We start from the raw sequence: 16,655 nt of genomic DNA, 5'->3' as shown, positions 1-16,655 counted from the left end.
AATTTTACTCGTCGTAAAATTTCACCGGCTTTTTCATCTAAGAGCTAGGTTTTGTCCCAGCCTCTTCTATTTTTATAACGGAAGTAAATTTACCTTCTCTTTTTCCGTTAAGCTGTTCACCATTTCAAGCCATTCTGCTGGTTTGTTTGGAAGAACGGTATAATACGTTGTTAAGAAATCAACAACCAATTGGCTTGGTAATTCAGATACTTGGTCATCACTAGGCATGAAGCATAGATCTAATCCCTTCACTGCTTCCCCGTCGTTGTTCCAAGATGGATGAACATAGTCGAGTTCTATACGTTTATAGCCAAGATGAGACAGAACCTCACGGCGCACGAATGGATCCATTGGTTTGACTGTTCCAAATTCATAGTGCGCAACTTGATACGGATCGTAGATTTCAGCAAACATTCCGAATAACTCTTTCCCGTTCGCAGTAGCTAACTCCTGTAAATCCTTACTGCGGTTTTGTGCTAGAAAGCGACCGATACTCAACCCTAGTTGACCGATGATTGTAAAATCAGTCATCGCAATATTCCAGTCTGGATAATAACGGTATTCCGTTGTCCCAACGACCTCATTTTCATGTACCGCAACGAAAACACGAATGCTTGGGTCCTCAAGCGGCTCCTTCCAAAGTTCAAAATCTAAAACTTCCTCTTTAGGAAACACACTTTTCATTAATTCATGCATTTTAAAAAATAACGGGTCGTTGATGCTTGTTATTCTTTTATAATCCATCTCATTCACTCTCTTTCGATTATTTCCAATCAGGATATAGGTCCGTTCTACGGTCACGCCATGTTGTAACCGAACCTCTTTCACGCACTTCATAGAGAAGATCCAAATCAAGGTCTGCCGTCACGATCATGTCGTTGTTTACTTCACCTTCCACTAAAATTCCTTTTGGTGGGAATGGAATATCATTTGGTGTAATAACCGCTGCCTGACCAAAGTTTGCACGCATAAAATCAACCGTTGGCAGCGTACCAACCGTGCCTGTTCCGACAACATAGACTTGGTTTTCCACAGCTCTTGCATGGCTTGTATAACGCACTCGATGGAAGCCGTGGCGGTCATCTGTACAAGATGGGCAAAAGATTACATCAGCACCCTTAGCCTTTGCCATTCGTACGATTTCAGGGAACTCGATATCATAGCAAGTTAACATTGCAATGCGTCCTTTTTCTGTATCGAAAATTTGGAAATCGTCTCCAGGTGTCATATTCCATTCGTTCACTTCCGTCGGGGTAATATGCAGCTTAGCCTGCTCCCCCACTCGACCATCTGGATAGAATAAATGAGCCACATTGTTGAGGTGGTCTCCCTTTCGGATGACATGTGTTCCACCAATAATGTGGACATTGTATTGTTTGGCAAGGTTTGAAAAAAGCTCACGGTAGCTTTCAGTAAAGCTTGGTAAATCATCAATAGTCAGACTTGAACCGTCTTCCCTACCGATTGATAAAAGCTGTGTAGTGAAGAACTCTGGAAACAGAATAAATTCTGCGTCAAATTCCATTGCAGTTTTTATATAATGCTCACATTGAGCCGCAAATTCATCAAAGGAACTGATTGTGTGAAGATGATATTGAACGGCTGAAACCCTCATTTTCAAATCGAGAATCCCCCTTCATTAAAAGTATGTTATAAGTGGATTATTAACTATTTTTATCGTTGAAACAAGTAAATTGTCCTATATTATATTAGACTATGAGCATTCGATTCTCAAAAACCTTTTTTTTCCATAATTTCTTCTTCCTCAAAGCCTTTCCTTATGTTACTATAAGGCTTGTCAGTACAAATTTTGTAAAAATGTCGTAATAAAAGTGAAACATTTCTGCAATATAAGCGTCTTATATATTGAAGAATATCACAGCAAAGAAGGTATGCTTAATGTCGAATGCGAGAAAAATGAAAAAGGGCAACATTGTCAAGATTATTGCGTTGTTTGGCTTTATTGTGTTGTTACTCTTGTATTCTTTCTTTCTACTTAAAACCAAATTTTTTCTAGAAGCAGATGCATCTGAACCGGTGATTGAGGTTGTTGCACCTGTTGAATCTCCTGAAAAAAATAAACCAATAGATGATGATCTTAGAGTTGATGACCAACCAAAAGGGAATATTGATGAGGAAAAACCCACTGAAGAAGAATCCGCACCTACAACTGAACCAACAAAAGAAACAGCTCCAGACCCAGTGCAACCAACCACTCCCGAAATAGATGAGGAACAGGAAGAAGATCAAGAACAGGAAGCACCAAAGGAAACACCTGCCCCACCTTCAAGGGCTGTTTATCTCACTTTTGACGATGGTCCTCATAAGGTTTCAAAGGATATCCTTGCTTTACTCGATCAATATGATGCGAAAGCAACTTTTTTTATGTTAGACAACAATATGAAAAATTATCCTGATGCGGTCAAGGAAATGGCGAGTAAAGGACACAGTGTTGGACTTCATGGTGTCACACATGATAAAAATAAATTCTATCAATCTTCGAAATCCGTTGTTGGCGAAATGGACCAAACACAACAGACGCTTTTCGAATTAACAGGAATTGAAACAGACCTCATTCGAACACCATTTGGCAGTGCTCCACATATGACAGATGCCTATAAGGACGCGGTAGAGAAGTCAGGCTACAAGATGTGGGACTGGAATATTGATAGCCGTGATTGGCAATTTCGAGATAGCCGGTATGTGGATAGTGTAATTGAACAGCTAACTAAATTGAATCGGGTGAATCAGCCAATTGTCATTCTACTCCACGAAAGACCCGAAACACTCGAACATTTACCAAAACTACTAGACTATCTAAAAGGGCAAGGCTACGAGTTCAAACCATTAGAATCAACGATGCACCCGATACAGCTATATTAAAGATGGCCCACCCGGCCATCTTTTTTTGCTGGTAAAGGTCGGGTTCGGTCATAGGTGGGCTGGTGGCTGGGTGGCTGGTGGGCTTTTTCGTGGGCTCGTGAGTCAGAGGGACAGGTCCCGTGTCCCAGGAAAAATATGGTGGGACGCGGGACCTGTCCCTTTGTCCCAAACGGGAATGTAGGGTAAACTAGATAGACAAATAAATTAATGGAAGGGTTTTTGTGATGAATGGGCAGAATCGTGCTGATATAGTACCGGGTATTGAGGTTCAAATTGTGTTAAAGAAAGACCAGCGTACTGGTATACTGACAAAAGGAATTGTGAAAGATATTTTAACGAAGTCTAGTTTTCATCCTCATGGAATTAAGGTTCGATTAGAGGATGGACAAGTTGGGCGAGTGAAGGAAATCATTCAATAAATTATTTTAACATTAGAAATGAGGACATGCATATGCTATCTTTCGAGGAAAAACTTAAGGTCATTGAATCTTTCCCGGAATTGGAACGAAAAAATGTATCTTTAGGAAGAGTAAATTTTCATTATAACGACAGCGTCTTTGAAAAGAAGAATGTTGTACAGCATCTACACCCAAATGGTAATGGTTTTGTCTATGCCGGAAACCTTCAAAACTACGAAGTCGATGCTAAGGGATTTATTAATATACGGGATTTCTCCGAAGCTGATTTACGACGAATCGTGAAGGAATCGATTCAATCCCTCTCCGCGAATTCCCCTTTAGGGAGAGAAAATGCCATTATTGGTGAAGGACAAGAAGAACGTTGGGTTAATGATGAGGGACAAACACTGCTACTTGTATTCGAAGATGAGTGGTGGAATGTATATTCCGGCCTAAACTTAGAAGAAGCCTTTGGCTCCTATGATGAAGCAGAAGACTATTTATACGAAGAAGGTTTTAGACTTCAATAATCAAAATCCAACCTCCCGATAAAATGAGGTTGGATTTTTTTACTATTGTATTGGCATGAAGGCTACTTTCCAAACACCGTTTTCGTCTTTTACCATTTGGAAGCCCATATCTCCATTTTGAGTACGAAAGGAAATATATCCTTGATACTCGTTCGTTTGATGAAACGTTCCTGAACCTAAACCGTAAAATGGTTTCTTGTAGCTTTCGGGATCCCTTGTTTCCTCTTCCCAGTACTTCTTATCTGCCTCTTTCGACCACATCACAAACTCTTCTCTTGTTGTGTAAAGGGCATATGAAGTTTCCTGATCACCGTCCGCATTCGCTTGGAGATATAATTTCGCAACACTGATTGGCTCTAGAGTTCTTATTACCTCAGGGTCATGGTCAAGCTTGAATTCCTCATAAGCCACCCTTTCTTCCTCGTTAAGCTCGAGATCATTTTTGACCTCTGGTACATACTCATCAAGAGGAGCATAAATTTCCACTGTTGCTTCATCCCAGTAGTTGACATGAATATGATGAAGTTTTTCCTCATTATTTTGTTTGTATGAAAAAACAATTTCTACACTAGGTTCTGCCTGACTTTCATTAAACGAGCTAACAGCTATGGAATTCACATCAATCCCCTTGTAAAAATCAAGTAGTACATCAACTTCCTTTTCCGGATTCGCCACAAAAAACACATTTTCCTTAAGGAACTCCTTATCTTCAACATGAAGTGCCTCAAAAAAATTAACAACTAGCTTACTAGCTTTTTCTATTGTGGTAACCTTTAAGACTGACTCATACAATTGTTGATACACAGGATTCTCAGCTAATAATTCATCAAAATCTGGATTAACTACATTGGTAGTTTCCTTGGTTTCGGTTTCGACTGGCTGCTGCCCTTGTTCTTGATTACTTGTCACATACGACATAGATATAATGGAGAACAGCATAATTGCCGCTGTTAGAGGGACCCACATTTTTAGCCCTGAAAAATTTCTTCTTTTTATTATCTGTTTTTCTCTTAGTGATTCTTTAAGCTGTTTTGCAAAAATTGGATTTGGTTCAAGGTCAGGACGTTTTTTTAAAGGCTGTAACCATTTCTCATCATTTCGATTGTTCATTGAGCCCCCACCCTTCCTCATGTACTCGAATATGTTTTTTCATTTGTTGAGTCGCTCTGTGATAATCGACACGTACTTTCCTTTCGCTACATCCCATGATTTCAGCGGTTTCTTTAACAGACAACTCTTTTAGTCCTCGTAAAATAATGATGGACCGATAGGTAGGCTTTAATTTTATGAGCGCTTCTTGTAGTTCTTCCCATTCCTTCTTCTGGATAGCCTTCTTTTCAGGTGTAGCTTCTTCCGATTCTTTTTCGTAGATCCAGTCTGGTAAGAATTGAATAAACTTTTGTTTTCGTTTTAGGTCAATTGCCGTATGCTTTGCTATCGAGAAAATCCATGTTTTCAATCTTTCTGGATTTTGTAGACTTCCTATGTTTTTCATGATTTTAATAAAAGTTTCTTGTGTGATATCTTCTGCTTCTTGATGGTTATTCGTATAAAAGAGTGCAAAATGATAAACATCCCGGTAATACGTATCATAAATCGTTTCTATATCGAACGACATATTCTCCAATGCCTCGCCCCCAATCAGTAATAAGTCGTTTCAACTCCGAATTTGTTTCAACTTAACTAAAAATATTTTCCTCAACTACAATTCGTTATCAGTACCATATCTCCTGCTTTTTGGAATCGATTCAGGGGCCAACAAAAAAAGCAGCAAGAAGAAGATTTTACGCTTCCTTTTGCTGCTTCTATGTTAAGACGACTGTAAAAATATGGAGGGACGCGGGACCTGTCCCTGTGACCCGCCGATTTATGAACCTAGGATTCTTTCTGCGTTTTTGACGCGTTGATCGGTTGGAGGTTCGACTCCTTTGAGTTTGTATTCCAGACCTAGGCTTTCCCATTTGTAGATACCAAGCTTGTGGTATGGTAGGACTTCAATTTTTTTCACATTTGTTAGTGTTTTGATAAACTCTGATAACTTCGTAAGATCCTCATCATTGTCGCTAATTGTTGGAACGAGTACGTGTCGAACCCAAACTGGAACATTTTTATCTGATAGATACTGAGCAAAGTCCAGAATATGTTCATTGCTTAATCCCGTTAATTCCTTATGCTTTATTGGGTCAATTTCCTTAATGTCAAGTAAAATTAGGTCAGTTAGTGGCAGTAACTCCTCTAATCTCTCCATAAAATGAGGAGCACGTGTAAAGCATCCACCCGAACTATCAATCGTGGTGTGAATCCCAAGCTTCTTGCATTCTTTAAACAACTCGATTAGAAATTCAAGTTGAAGCAAAGGCTCACCGCCACTTACGGTAACACCACCGCCCGATGCTTGAAAAAAGGGAAGATAGGTTTTAATATCATTGATGATCTCTGTAACACTCATTTCCTTCCCCATATTTAATTTCCAAGTATCTGGGTTATGACAGAACTGGCAACGGAGCAAACACCCCTGAGTGAAAATAACATAACGTAGTCCTGGTCCGTCTACCGTCCCACAGGTTTCAATGGAATGAATGCGTCCGTTCATGCTTAACGTCCTCCTCTTTTCTAACATCCTTACATGGTTTCGTGGAATGTTCGGTTTATAACATCAATTTGTTGTTCTCTTGTTAGTTTGATAAAGTTCACGGCATATCCTGATACACGAATGGTTAATTGTGGATATAACTCAGGATGCTCCATTGCATCCATTAAAGTTTCTCTGTCAAAGACGTTCACATTTAAATGGTGGCCTTTTTTCATCACGTATCCATCAAGTAAACCTGCTAGGTTACTAATTCTCGCTTCTTCCTCTCTTCCTAAAGCCTTCGGTACGATTGAGAACGTATTTGAGATTCCATCTAAAGCATATTCGTAGGGTAGCTTCGCAACAGAGCTCAATGAAGCAAGTGTACCCTTTGTGTCACGGCCATGGAGTGGGTTTGCACCAGGTGCAAATGGTTCCCCAGCTTTACGGCCATCAGGAGTGTTGCCTGTCTTTTTCCCATACACGACATTAGATGTGATCGTTAGGATGGATTGTGTGTGAACAGAGTCGCGGTATGTTTTATGCTTTTTAATCTTATTCATAAAACGCTTCACAAGCTCAACCGCGATGTCATCGACACGATCATCATTGTTTCCGTATTTCGGGAAGTCTCCTTCAATCTCGTAATCTACAACAATTCCATTTTCATCACGAATCGTTTTCACCTTAGCATGTTTGATTGCACTTAGTGAATCGGCGACCACTGATAGCCCCGCGATTCCACATGCCATCGTGCGTAAAATTTCACGGTCATGCAATGCCATTTCTAATCGTTCATAGCTGTATTTATCATGCATGTAGTGAATGATATTTAATGTATTCACGTAAAGTCCTGCAAGCCACTCGAGCATTAAATCATATTTTTCAAGAACTTCCTCATAATCAAGAAACTCTGAAGTAATCGGTGAGTATGACGGACCAACTTGAATCTTCAGCTTTTCATCGATACCACCATTGATTGCGTAGATTAGAGCTTTCGCTAGGTTCGCTCTTGCTCCGAAGAATTGCATTTGCTTTCCGATTGTCATCGCAGATACACAGCACGCAATGCCATAGTCGTCCCCATACATTTCACGCATAATGTCGTCATTTTCATATTGAATGGAGCTTGTTTTGATAGACATTTTTGCGCAGTATTTCTTATAGTTTTCAGGTAACTTCACTGACCAAAGTACAGTTAAGTTTGGTTCAGGTGCTGGTCCAAGATTGTCTAGTGTATGCAAGAAACGGAATGAGTTTTTCGTAACCAATGGACGTCCATCAAGTGCAACACCTGCGAGGGATTCTGTTACCCACGTAGGGTCACCACTGAATAGCTCATTGTAATCTGGTGTTCTTGAAAACTTAACAAGTCTTAGTTTCATAACAAAATGGTCGACAATTTCCTGTGCTTCTTGCTCAGTTAATAGGCCGTTTTCTATATCTCTTTCAATATAGATATCTAGGAATGTGGACACACGGCCTAAGCTCATCGCAGCCCCATTTTGTTCTTTTATCGCTGCTAAATATGCGAAGTATAACCATTGAAATGCTTCTCTCGCATTTGTAGCTGGTTCTGAAATATCATAGCCATAAGAGACAGCTAGCTCCTTTAATTCCTGTAGTGCACGAATTTGTTCAGAAAGCTCTTCTCTGTCACGAATGATGTCATCAGTCATGGTTCCATTTCCGGTTTCAAGAAGGTCTTTCTTCTTGTCTTCGATAAGTCGGTCGACTCCATAAAGGGCAACTCTGCGGTAATCTCCAATGATTCTTCCTCGACCGTATGCATCAGGTAGTCCTGTAATGATACCCGCTTTTCTCGCAAGTTTCATTTCAGGTGTATATGCATCAAATACACCTTGGTTATGTGTTTTTCGATAGTCAGTAAAAATCTTTACAATCTCCTGGTCTATTTCAAACCCATAGGATTTCGCAGAATCCACCGCCATTCTAATTCCACCAAACGGTTGAAGTGAACGCTTAAACGGTTTATCGGTTTGGAACCCAACCACTTTCTCTTTTTCCTGATCTAAGTAACCGGGACCATGTGAAGTAATCGTAGATACAATTTTCGTATCCATATCAAGCACTCCACCATTTTCTCGCTCCTGCTTCGTTAACTCCATTACCTGCTTCCATAGCGTATTTGTCGCTTCAGTTGGCCCCACTAAAAATTCATCGTCACCGCTATATGGTGTAAAGTTCTCTATTATGAAGTCACGTACATCAATGTCCTTTTGCCATTTTCCTTCTTTAAAACCAGCCCATGCTTTCATCATCAATGACCTCCATTAAAAGGTTGTTAAATATATGTTTGTGATTAAGACTTAGTTTGCTCAGTACTGAACAAACTTTCTTACAAATCAATCATACAACGGGATTAGTCTTGTGTCATGTGAAATACTTCACAAATTAACAGAATTACCATTTTAGCCATATTTTCATCAAAATTTAGTCAAAATTACTTGGTCGGATCGAAAACTGACCAGCTTGGGTGCCATTAATCTTATTTGAATAGGAAGGTGGTGACACTGTATAGCGGCTGGAATAATATCATCCTCCTAATATCTGGTTAGTGATGATACTCCAATTCGGCTGGAGTACCACCATTCTGCTAGATTGGGACGGAGGGACAGGTCCCTTGTCCCTGTAAAAAAATGGTAGGGCTGTCCCTGTGTCCCAGACCTTGACAATTTCTCCAAAAAAAAAGAGCCACCGGAGTGACTCGTTTTTTATGAGAGTTTGTATACGATTGCTTCATATGGTTTTAGTTCGATTGTTTCAATTTCATCCTCAGATTCTCTTGGGTAGTTGCTGATTATGAGTTCTTTGGATTTGTATTGAATTGTTTTTGGTAGAGTAAATATTGGTGTTTCTTTTGTAAAGTTTGTAATGACAAGTAATGTTTCATTTCCTAATGTACGTGTATATGCGTAAATTTGTTCATTTTCTTCTAAAATTAAATCGTATGAACCGTACACCATAATTGGATTGTTTTTACGAAGACCAATGAGTTTCTTATAGTAATGATAAATGGAATCTGGATCTGCTATTTCTTTTTGAACATTGATGTCTTTGAAATTAGGATTTACTTTAATCCACGGAGTGCCTGTTGTGAAACCTGCATTTTCAGAATCATCCCATTGCATTGGGGTTCTTGCATTGTCACGCCCACGGAAATGAATTGCATCCATGATTTCTTCCTTCGTAAAGTTATCTTGTTCTATTTGATCCTTATAAAAATTATGGATTTCTATATCTTTATAATCATCAATTGAGTCGAAGGATACGTTTGTCATACCTAATTCCTGTCCTTGATAGACAAATGGAGTCCCTTGCATCATATGGAGACAAGTCGCAAGCATTTTCGCACTTTCTTTGTGATACTCCTTTGTATCTCCAAAGCGTGAAACAGATCTTGGCTGGTCATGGTTTTCAAGATAAAGAGAATTCCATCCCTTACCCTCTAAGTCCTTTTGCCATCTTGACATGATTTGCTTTAATTCTGTTAGCTTCCACTCACGGTTGATCTTCCATTTACCTAAATTTCCACCCGTCTTTGACTTATCAATTCCCATGTGCTCAAATTGAAAAAGCATGCTCATAACGCCCGTTTCCTCATTTGTGTAACGAATCGCGTCATCAGTCGTAACAAACTGTGTTTCACCAACAGTCATAATATCATATTTATCAAAAACCTCTTGTCTCATTTCAGTTAGATAATCCATGATTTTCGGACCGTTTGCAAAGTGTTCGCCACCCCATTGGTAGCGGCTATTTGTTGTTACTTTTGCATCGGGTAATCCCTCGGTTTTGGAAAGGAGATTGATGACATCCATTCGGAATCCATCAACACCCTTCTCAAGCCACCAAGTCATCATTTTATAGATATCTTGGCGCATTTTCTGATTTTCCCAATTCAAATCTGGTTGTTTTCTTGAAAATAGATGCAAGAAGTACTCTTCTGATTTTTCATCATACTCCCAAGCCGGCCCGCTAAAAAATGAAACCCAGTTATTTGGCTCCTGACCGTCTTTGCCTTTTTTCCAAACATAATAATCTCGATAAGGATTGTCCTTGCCGCTTCGTGCTTCCACAAACCATGGGTGTTCATCAGAAGTATGGTTAACCACAAGGTCCATAACAAGCTTCATATCGCGATTATGCATTTCTGTGATCAGTTGTTCCCAGTCCGCCATATTTCCGAACTCGTCCATAATATCCTGATAGTCGCTAATGTCATAGCCATTATCATCATTGGGTGATTTATAGACAGGAGATAACCAAATTACATCAATCCCCAGTTCTTTCAAATAATCTAATTTTGAAATCATCCCCTGTAAATCACCGATACCGTCCCCATTACTATCTTTAAAGCTTCGTGGATAAACCTGATAAACGACTGATTCCTTCCACCATTTCCGTTCCATTTCTATTACTCCCCTTTAATCCCACTTTTTTGAAATAGAAGCTCATCTGCTATTGTTGGCAAATGAGCTGTTAGATTTAACCTTTCACCGCACCTGCTGCAATTCCTTCGATAATGAATCGTTGCAGGAATAGATACAGGATAATTACCGGAATGATTGCTAATGTTAATGCTGCTAATGCGTAGTTCCATTGCGTCATATACTGACCAAAGTAAATATATGAAGCTAGTGAAATTGTTTGTTTATCAGGTGATCCTAACATCAAGTATGGAAGTAAAAAGTCATTCCAAATCCATAATGTGTGCAGAATACCGATTGTTACAGTAATTGGTGTTAATAAAGGAAAAACGATTCTGAAGAATGTGCGGAATGGTCCAGCTCCATCAATAGCTGCCGCTTCTTCAAGCTCCACTGGGATTCCTTTAATAAAGCCATGGTATAAGAAGACTGCTAGTGGTACCCCAAATCCAAAATACATCATGATTAGTCCTGGAATACTATCAATCATGTTAAAATTGCTTGCTACTTTTACAAGTGGAATCATCATTGTCTGGAATGGAATAATCATTGCAGACACAATTAGAAAGAAGATAATATTACTTACTTTACCTGGTGAACGTACAAGTCGATGTGCCGCCATTGAACTAATTAATAGAATACCAGCCACACTAACTACAGTGATAATTGCTGTGTTCATAAAGACAACTGGGAAATTAAGTTGCTCCCAAACGGTAACGAAATTATCAAAATTAAATGCTTTAGGTAAAGCAGCTGTAGATGTTAATACCTCATCATAACCCTTAAATGCGTTGACAATGACAAGATATAATGGACTGATAAAAAGAAGTGCCAAAGCGATCATAATAATTTCTGCAACAAATTTCTTTATGTCATATTTCTCCTTCATTAAAAATCAACCTCTTTTCGCTTAAGGACGGCAACTTGTGCAAGGGTTATTCCCGCAACGATTACGAAGAATGCAACAGCTTGTGCTGAGCCATATCCATATTGGTTATTTACAAATGCTTCTTGATAGATTTGTAGAGCTAGCATTTCAGTTGTATTAAAAGGTCCACCATTTGTTAACGATAGGTTCATATCGAACATTTTAAAAGCCTCTGAAGCTGATAAGAATGTTGAAATTGTAATGGCAGGCATGATTAGCGGTGCAACAACGTAGCGTAATCTAGCCCATGGACCTGCCCCATCAATATAGGAGGATTCAATAAGTTCCTTTGGTACACCTTGTAAAGCTGCTAAATAAATGATCATTAAATAACCTGAGAATGACCAAGAGAATACGAGCACTAACGCATAAAATGCATAGTTTGGTAGTGTAAGCCAGTTAATTCCAAAGATTTCTACCCCTGTTTTTTCAAAAACTTGAGCAAACACTTCTGTAAATATAAATTGCCAAATGAATCCGATTATAAGAGAACCGATTACATTTGGTAAAAAGAAAAAGGTACGCAAGATATTTCTCGATTTTAATGCTTTATTTAAAACTAGTGCTAAAGAAAAACCAATAATGTTTGTAACAATGACAATCGCTAGTACGAATTTTACGGTTACAACCAATGATGAAATAAATCCTGCATCTGAAAATAGATTTATATAGTTTTGTAAACCTACCCATTTTGTCTCAGAGCTGATTCCGTTCCAATCCTGGAATGAATACACAATCGCTTGAGAAAACGGGATCACAATCACTAATGTAAAAAACAATAAAGCCGGAAGGACAAACGCGATATAGGTTAATGTCTTTTTCCATTTGTTCTTTTTTGGTTTAACAGTAGCTTCAACTTCCATTCTTTCATTTGTTAATGAATAACTCACTGTTACAACCCCCTTCATTCTAATAAGAAATCACCTTCTATCTTGAGTATCGGGAATAGAAGGTGATTTGTTTGATTACTTACTTGGCTTTCATACGCTCATCAACAATTTTTTGTAATGCTTCAATTGTTTCTTCTTTTGTTGCTTGGTCTGCAACATACGCTTGAAGAGCAGCCGCATATTCTGTATCAAGACCTGATGGCCAGTAGTTCATTGCCCACGGCATTGTTTGATTGTCTTTTGAATACTTCAATAAGTCAGCAGCTAATGGCCCTAATGATTCTGGTGCTTCAACATCGTCAAATGCTGGGATAAAGTTAAATGAATCCACTAGATATTTTTGTCCATTATCATGTAACCATGTTAAGAATTTCTTTGCTTCGTCTACATGCTTGCTGTCTTTATTTACGCCGTAGTAAGCTGGAACGTCAACTGGTAATCTTGTTTCTGTTGGGTCTTCGCTCATTGGAATGGCAAACATACCGAAGTCGAAGTCAGGGTTTGCTTCCATGATTGAAGCATATGTCCAAACACCTTGTTGCATCATTGCAGATTTACCTGATGTGAAGCTTGATAATTGGCGAGTGTAGTCAATACCGATTGAATTTACACCTTCTCCGTAATCTACTGTCATATCTAATACATCAAAGAAGCTGTCCATATAAGGATTTTCACTTAAAGTTGTTTCACCTGATTTTAACTGTGAAGCAAATGCTCCTGGATCTTCTACAGAAGAGAATGGTAGGTTAAATAAGTGTAATCCTAATACCCAATCTTCTTTGTAGCCTTCACTGAAGGATTTGATTCCAGCTGCTTTTAATTTTTCGTTTATTTCTTTTAACTCAGTAAGTGTTGTTGGAACTTCTGTAATTCCCGCTTGTTTAAATAAGTCTTTGTTATAGATAAAGCCGTATCCCTCTAAACCAACTGGGAAGCCATACATTTTTCCATCGATTGTCATACCTGGTTTTGCTGCTTCTGAAACTTGTTCAATCCATGGTTCGTTTGAAAGGTCTGTTAAATATTCTTGCCAGTCTTCCATGTCAGTGTATCCACGAACGAAGAAGATATCAGGACCTTGTCCAGATGCAAAACGTGCTTTACGTAATGTTGAGTAATCGTCTACAACTTGTGCATTGATTTTAACGTTTGGATTTTCTTTTGTGTAATCCTCAGCCATTTGTTTTACTTGATCAACGATTTCAGTTTTGAATTGTAGGAGGTTAAGGGTTACTTGTCCTTCTTTTTCTCCTCCTGTACTTTCTTGCTCTGTTTTATCTTTGCCAGTTCCGCAAGCTGCGGCTACAAGCATAACAAGTATCATCATAAGTGCTAACGCTTTCTTTTTCATTGCAATTGTTCCTCCTTTGATTAGGTTACAAGTCCATCTTACCCCTATTTTGCACGCGCTTACATGTCATATTTTCATGTGAACGGGTAATATTTTATACAATAAAAAGTGAGTCACATTGTACTCACTTTCATTTGTTTTCTCTGAAATTTTTCGGGGATAGGCCTTCATATTTTTTAAACACCTTACTAAAATAATTCTCATTACTGAATCCGAGTTCGTAGGCTATTTCGATGACTGGCATATCCGTCTCAAGTAAAAGGTATTTTGCATTTTTAATTTTTAAGGACGTTACGTAATCAATCACCGTCATGCCAAACTTCTCTTTAAACCGACCTGAAATATATTGAGGTGTCACATAGAAGGATTTCGCTAGCAAATCAAGCGTAATCTTCTCCTTAAAATGATGATCGATGTAGGTTTTGATTTCCTGTATGACATCAGTTTTCTTCATCTCAGACTTTTCTCGATCTACGAGTTCAAGCCATTCCTTTGATAGTGATAACTCCTTCCAGTTTTTCACTGCTGATTCTATGGCATCTTCAAGCTCCTGTTTGCGAATTGGTTTTAAGATATAGTCCACTGCCTTCGCTTGAATGACTGCTCTCATATACTCAAAATCATCATGACCACTAATTACAATGATTTGCATATCGCGGTGAGCCAGTTTCACACTTTCGACAAGGTCAACACCACTTTTTTCAGGCATTTTCATATCACATAAAAGAATTTCGGGTTTATGTGCCTTAATAATTTCTTCTGCCTCATCCACACTGCCTGCGAAAAAGCGGTCCTTAATCTTAAATTTTTCCCAATCCACCAAGTACTCAATCGCTTCCTGAACATGCTCCTCGTCATCAACAATTAACACCTTCATCATAATCTCCCCCCTCTTCGCAGTAAGCCGGGACAATGAGCCTGTCCTGAGTATCCCTATTTTGGTATAACGAACTGTATGGTGGTTTCTTTTAAAGGAATACTGTTTATGTCCCATTTGAAGGATTCTCCATACTCAAAGTGGAGACGGAATAGAACATTTAATAAACCGATTCCGCTAGACGAATTGGCTTGCATTTGCCCATTCGAATACTGTTCGCGAATTTCTTCAATTTTTTCCTGAGAAAAACCTTGTCCATTATCCATGATTTTTAAAATTAAGCTTTCCTCTGAAATATACCCCTCAATTTTTATAAGTACTGAATGATTTCCTTTTTCAACACCATGGATAATGCTGTTTTCGACTATTGGTTGAAGAATCATTTTAGGAACATCAACCTTAAGGCTTTCTTCCGTACAATTCACTTTATATTGTAGTCTCTCCTTAAATCTCCCTGTCTGTAGATACAGATATTCTTTTGTATGCTGGATTTCATTCTTAAGTGGAACCGTTCGTGTTTTTAAATCCATGCTATACCTAAAAATGGAGCTTAATGAAAGTAATCTCTCATATACGTCAGGCGCATTTTGCTTTAATGCAATTGTGCCAATAGATTGAAGTGTATTGTATAGAAAATGTGGATTGATCTGAGCCTGCAGCATTTTTAATTGAGCTGTCTTCATTTCAATTTGGAGACGTAGCTCCTTTGTAATCAACTGATTTAGACGGTTTGTCATTTCTACAAATCTTTTTTCAAGCTGTCCTAATTCATCCTCGCGCTGAGGTTCAACCACTTGTGCAATATGGAAGTCTCCCTTTTCAATGGACGCAATATTTTTAATTAATCTCTTAATTGGTTGAATGATGGATAACGAAACAAAATAAAGCATGATTGCCAGCAATATTAACATAAACACCTGTATGAATGTAATATTTCGAATTGACTCGGTTGCTTTCCCCGTAATCATTGAACTTGGGATAAACTTCACAAGTGTCAACGATACATCTCCTCCAATATTACCTGTATCACTGAATAGAGCTCCCTTTTCATCGCCTAAGGTAAATGATTGGAATTGCTGTAATTCCCTTTTTTTATAAATGGATTGAAGTTGGTTGGTATCCTCCAAAGTATTCGAATAGGATGAAATCGATTTACTTTCTAAAAATAACAAAATTGCTTCCTCATCTGTGCTAAGTCTCTTTAAAAGTAAGTCCAGTTCTCTTGTTGACGTAAAAATGGTTAAATAACCTAATGGTTCGGGATTAGGAGGTTCCACGATTTTTCTGTGAATGATAAGGGTTGGTACTCCCTCATATTCTTTGACTTCTATCACGCGATAGGTGTCTTTTAAGCGGTCCTCAATCGGAGTCGTAGGATTCGATTCCGATGAAAAACGTAATCTTTCAGTAAAAAAGGTCTCACCGGCTGTATTAGAATGGTATTCAATTCTCATGACATCCGAATTCATATATAGCAGGTTTTTCATTTCGTACTCCACCTGATTCCTTTGCGGAATACTGAAATTAGTCGTGTTGAGACTTTCTAAAAGGGTTTCGTCATATAGCCATGTAAGTGAAAGCTGATCAAGCTTTTCCAAATAGGCGGAAATATTAAGAATTCCCGATTCAATTAATGAACGGTTATTTTCTATAAGTTGGTCCTCAATCGCTTCGGTAGAAGAATGATAGGTCATAATATTAGACACAACATATGGAACAATAACTGCAACAAGCATAATTACCAATAATTTTTTATGAAGACTCTTTTTTATCAT

15 protein-coding genes are annotated in these 16,655 nt (G+C 38.5%); 3 read left to right on the top strand and 12 right to left on the bottom strand.

The genetic code is table 11. From position 1 onward, the window contains the following. Positions 1-72: 72 nt before the first annotated feature. Positions 73-744, bottom strand: a complete 672-nt coding sequence (locus ACFSFW_RS20315) for a GNAT family N-acetyltransferase (RefSeq protein ID WP_388040866.1) — start codon at positions 742-744, stop codon at positions 73-75. 19 nt (positions 745-763) lie between these two features. After that, positions 764-1,621: a carbon-nitrogen hydrolase family protein gene (locus tag ACFSFW_RS20310; RefSeq protein ID WP_388040863.1), complete on the bottom strand. Its 858-nt coding sequence runs from the start codon at positions 1,619-1,621 to the stop codon at positions 764-766. Positions 1,622-1,899: 278 nt separating this feature from the next. Between ACFSFW_RS20310 and ACFSFW_RS20305 the strand changes: the two genes are divergently transcribed. The 3 genes from ACFSFW_RS20305 (at position 1,900) to ACFSFW_RS20295 (ending at position 3,811) form a co-directional block, all read left to right on the top strand. Next, complete coding sequence (locus ACFSFW_RS20305) at positions 1,900-2,883, top strand: polysaccharide deacetylase family protein (RefSeq protein WP_388040860.1); 984 nt, start codon at positions 1,900-1,902, stop codon at positions 2,881-2,883. A gap of 224 nt (positions 2,884-3,107) precedes the next feature. Further along, positions 3,108-3,302 carry a YwbE family protein gene (locus ACFSFW_RS20300; protein ID WP_099354078.1) on the top strand — a complete coding sequence of 65 codons (195 nt, stop codon included), beginning with the start codon at positions 3,108-3,110 and terminating at the stop codon, positions 3,300-3,302. A 32-nt stretch (positions 3,303-3,334) separates the two neighbouring features. Beyond that, the gene (locus ACFSFW_RS20295) at positions 3,335-3,811 is read left to right on the top strand and encodes a hypothetical protein (protein WP_388040857.1); all 477 of its coding nucleotides are present in this window, start codon (positions 3,335-3,337) and stop codon (positions 3,809-3,811) included. Between the two features lie 42 nt (positions 3,812-3,853). Here ACFSFW_RS20295 and ACFSFW_RS20290 read toward each other — a convergent pair whose 3' ends face one another. The 10 genes from ACFSFW_RS20290 to ACFSFW_RS20245 form a co-directional block, all read right to left on the bottom strand. After that, positions 3,854-4,921, bottom strand: coding sequence for a hypothetical protein (locus ACFSFW_RS20290; protein WP_388040854.1), 1,068 nt, complete (start codon positions 4,919-4,921; stop codon positions 3,854-3,856). Further along, positions 4,905-5,429, bottom strand: a complete 525-nt coding sequence (locus ACFSFW_RS20285) for an RNA polymerase sigma factor (RefSeq protein WP_304215452.1) — start codon at positions 5,427-5,429, stop codon at positions 4,905-4,907. Before ACFSFW_RS20285 ends, ACFSFW_RS20290 begins: the two co-directional genes overlap by 17 nt. A gap of 249 nt (positions 5,430-5,678) precedes the next feature. Then, positions 5,679-6,404, bottom strand: a complete 726-nt coding sequence (pflA, locus tag ACFSFW_RS20280) for a pyruvate formate-lyase-activating protein (protein WP_388040851.1) — start codon at positions 6,402-6,404, stop codon at positions 5,679-5,681. Between the two features lie 29 nt (positions 6,405-6,433). Beyond that, positions 6,434-8,662, bottom strand: coding sequence for a formate C-acetyltransferase (gene pflB / locus ACFSFW_RS20275; protein ID WP_388040883.1), 2,229 nt, complete (start codon positions 8,660-8,662; stop codon positions 6,434-6,436). A gap of 456 nt (positions 8,663-9,118) precedes the next feature. Beyond that, entirely contained in the window at positions 9,119-10,816 is a 1,698-nt protein-coding gene (locus ACFSFW_RS20270) for a glycoside hydrolase family 13 protein (RefSeq protein WP_304215220.1), read from the bottom strand. A gap of 76 nt (positions 10,817-10,892) precedes the next feature. Continuing rightward, entirely contained in the window at positions 10,893-11,723 is an 831-nt protein-coding gene (locus ACFSFW_RS20265; RefSeq protein WP_304215222.1) for a carbohydrate ABC transporter permease, read from the bottom strand. After that, on the bottom strand, positions 11,723-12,652 hold the full coding sequence (locus tag ACFSFW_RS20260) for a carbohydrate ABC transporter permease (RefSeq protein ID WP_388040847.1): 930 nt from the start codon (positions 12,650-12,652) through the stop codon (positions 11,723-11,725). The genes ACFSFW_RS20265 and ACFSFW_RS20260 overlap by 1 nt, the downstream gene beginning before the upstream one ends. A 79-nt stretch (positions 12,653-12,731) precedes the next feature. Further along, on the bottom strand, positions 12,732-14,003 hold the full coding sequence (locus ACFSFW_RS20255) for an ABC transporter substrate-binding protein (RefSeq protein ID WP_304215226.1): 1,272 nt from the start codon (positions 14,001-14,003) through the stop codon (positions 12,732-12,734). Between the two features lie 130 nt (positions 14,004-14,133). After that, positions 14,134-14,883 carry a response regulator transcription factor gene (locus tag ACFSFW_RS20250; RefSeq protein ID WP_304215228.1) on the bottom strand — a complete coding sequence of 250 codons (750 nt, stop codon included), beginning with the start codon at positions 14,881-14,883 and terminating at the stop codon, positions 14,134-14,136. A gap of 53 nt (positions 14,884-14,936) precedes the next feature. Then, positions 14,937-16,655 (bottom strand): sensor histidine kinase, encoded by a 1,719-nt coding sequence (locus tag ACFSFW_RS20245; RefSeq protein ID WP_388040844.1) that lies wholly within the window; start codon positions 16,653-16,655, stop codon positions 14,937-14,939.

The sequence above is a fragment of the Ferdinandcohnia salidurans genome, from assembly GCF_042680725.1.
GTDB classification, from domain to species: Bacteria; Bacillota; Bacilli; order Bacillales; family Bacillaceae_L; genus Ferdinandcohnia; species Ferdinandcohnia salidurans.
Note: the sequence above shows the minus strand (reverse complement) of the source record. Positions and strands in the feature narration are given on the sequence as shown.

Coding starts and splice junctions, on each gene's coding strand:
- ACFSFW_RS20315 (WP_388040866.1), bottom strand. CDS start 744: ATGGATTATAAAAGAATAACAAGCATCAACGACCCGTTATTTTTTAAA.
- ACFSFW_RS20305 (WP_388040860.1), top strand. CDS start 1,900: ATGTCGAATGCGAGAAAAATGAAAAAGGGCAACATTGTCAAGATTATT.
- ACFSFW_RS20300 (WP_099354078.1), top strand. CDS start 3,108: ATGAATGGGCAGAATCGTGCTGATATAGTACCGGGTATTGAGGTTCAA.
- ACFSFW_RS20295 (WP_388040857.1), top strand. CDS start 3,335: ATGCTATCTTTCGAGGAAAAACTTAAGGTCATTGAATCTTTCCCGGAA.
- ACFSFW_RS20290 (WP_388040854.1), bottom strand. CDS start 4,921: ATGAACAATCGAAATGATGAGAAATGGTTACAGCCTTTAAAAAAACGT.
- ACFSFW_RS20285 (WP_304215452.1), bottom strand. CDS start 5,429: ATGTCGTTCGATATAGAAACGATTTATGATACGTATTACCGGGATGTT.
- pflA (WP_388040851.1), bottom strand. CDS start 6,404: ATGAACGGACGCATTCATTCCATTGAAACCTGTGGGACGGTAGACGGA.
- pflB (WP_388040883.1), bottom strand. CDS start 8,662: ATGAAAGCATGGGCTGGTTTTAAAGAAGGAAAATGGCAAAAGGACATT.
- ACFSFW_RS20270 (WP_304215220.1), bottom strand. CDS start 10,816: ATGGAACGGAAATGGTGGAAGGAATCAGTCGTTTATCAGGTTTATCCA.
- ACFSFW_RS20265 (WP_304215222.1), bottom strand. CDS start 11,723: ATGAAGGAGAAATATGACATAAAGAAATTTGTTGCAGAAATTATTATG.
- ACFSFW_RS20255 (WP_304215226.1), bottom strand. CDS start 14,003: ATGAAAAAGAAAGCGTTAGCACTTATGATGATACTTGTTATGCTTGTA.
- ACFSFW_RS20250 (WP_304215228.1), bottom strand. CDS start 14,883: ATGATGAAGGTGTTAATTGTTGATGACGAGGAGCATGTTCAGGAAGCG.
- ACFSFW_RS20245 (WP_388040844.1), bottom strand. CDS start 16,655: ATGATAAAAAAGAGTCTTCATAAAAAATTATTGGTAATTATGCTTGTT.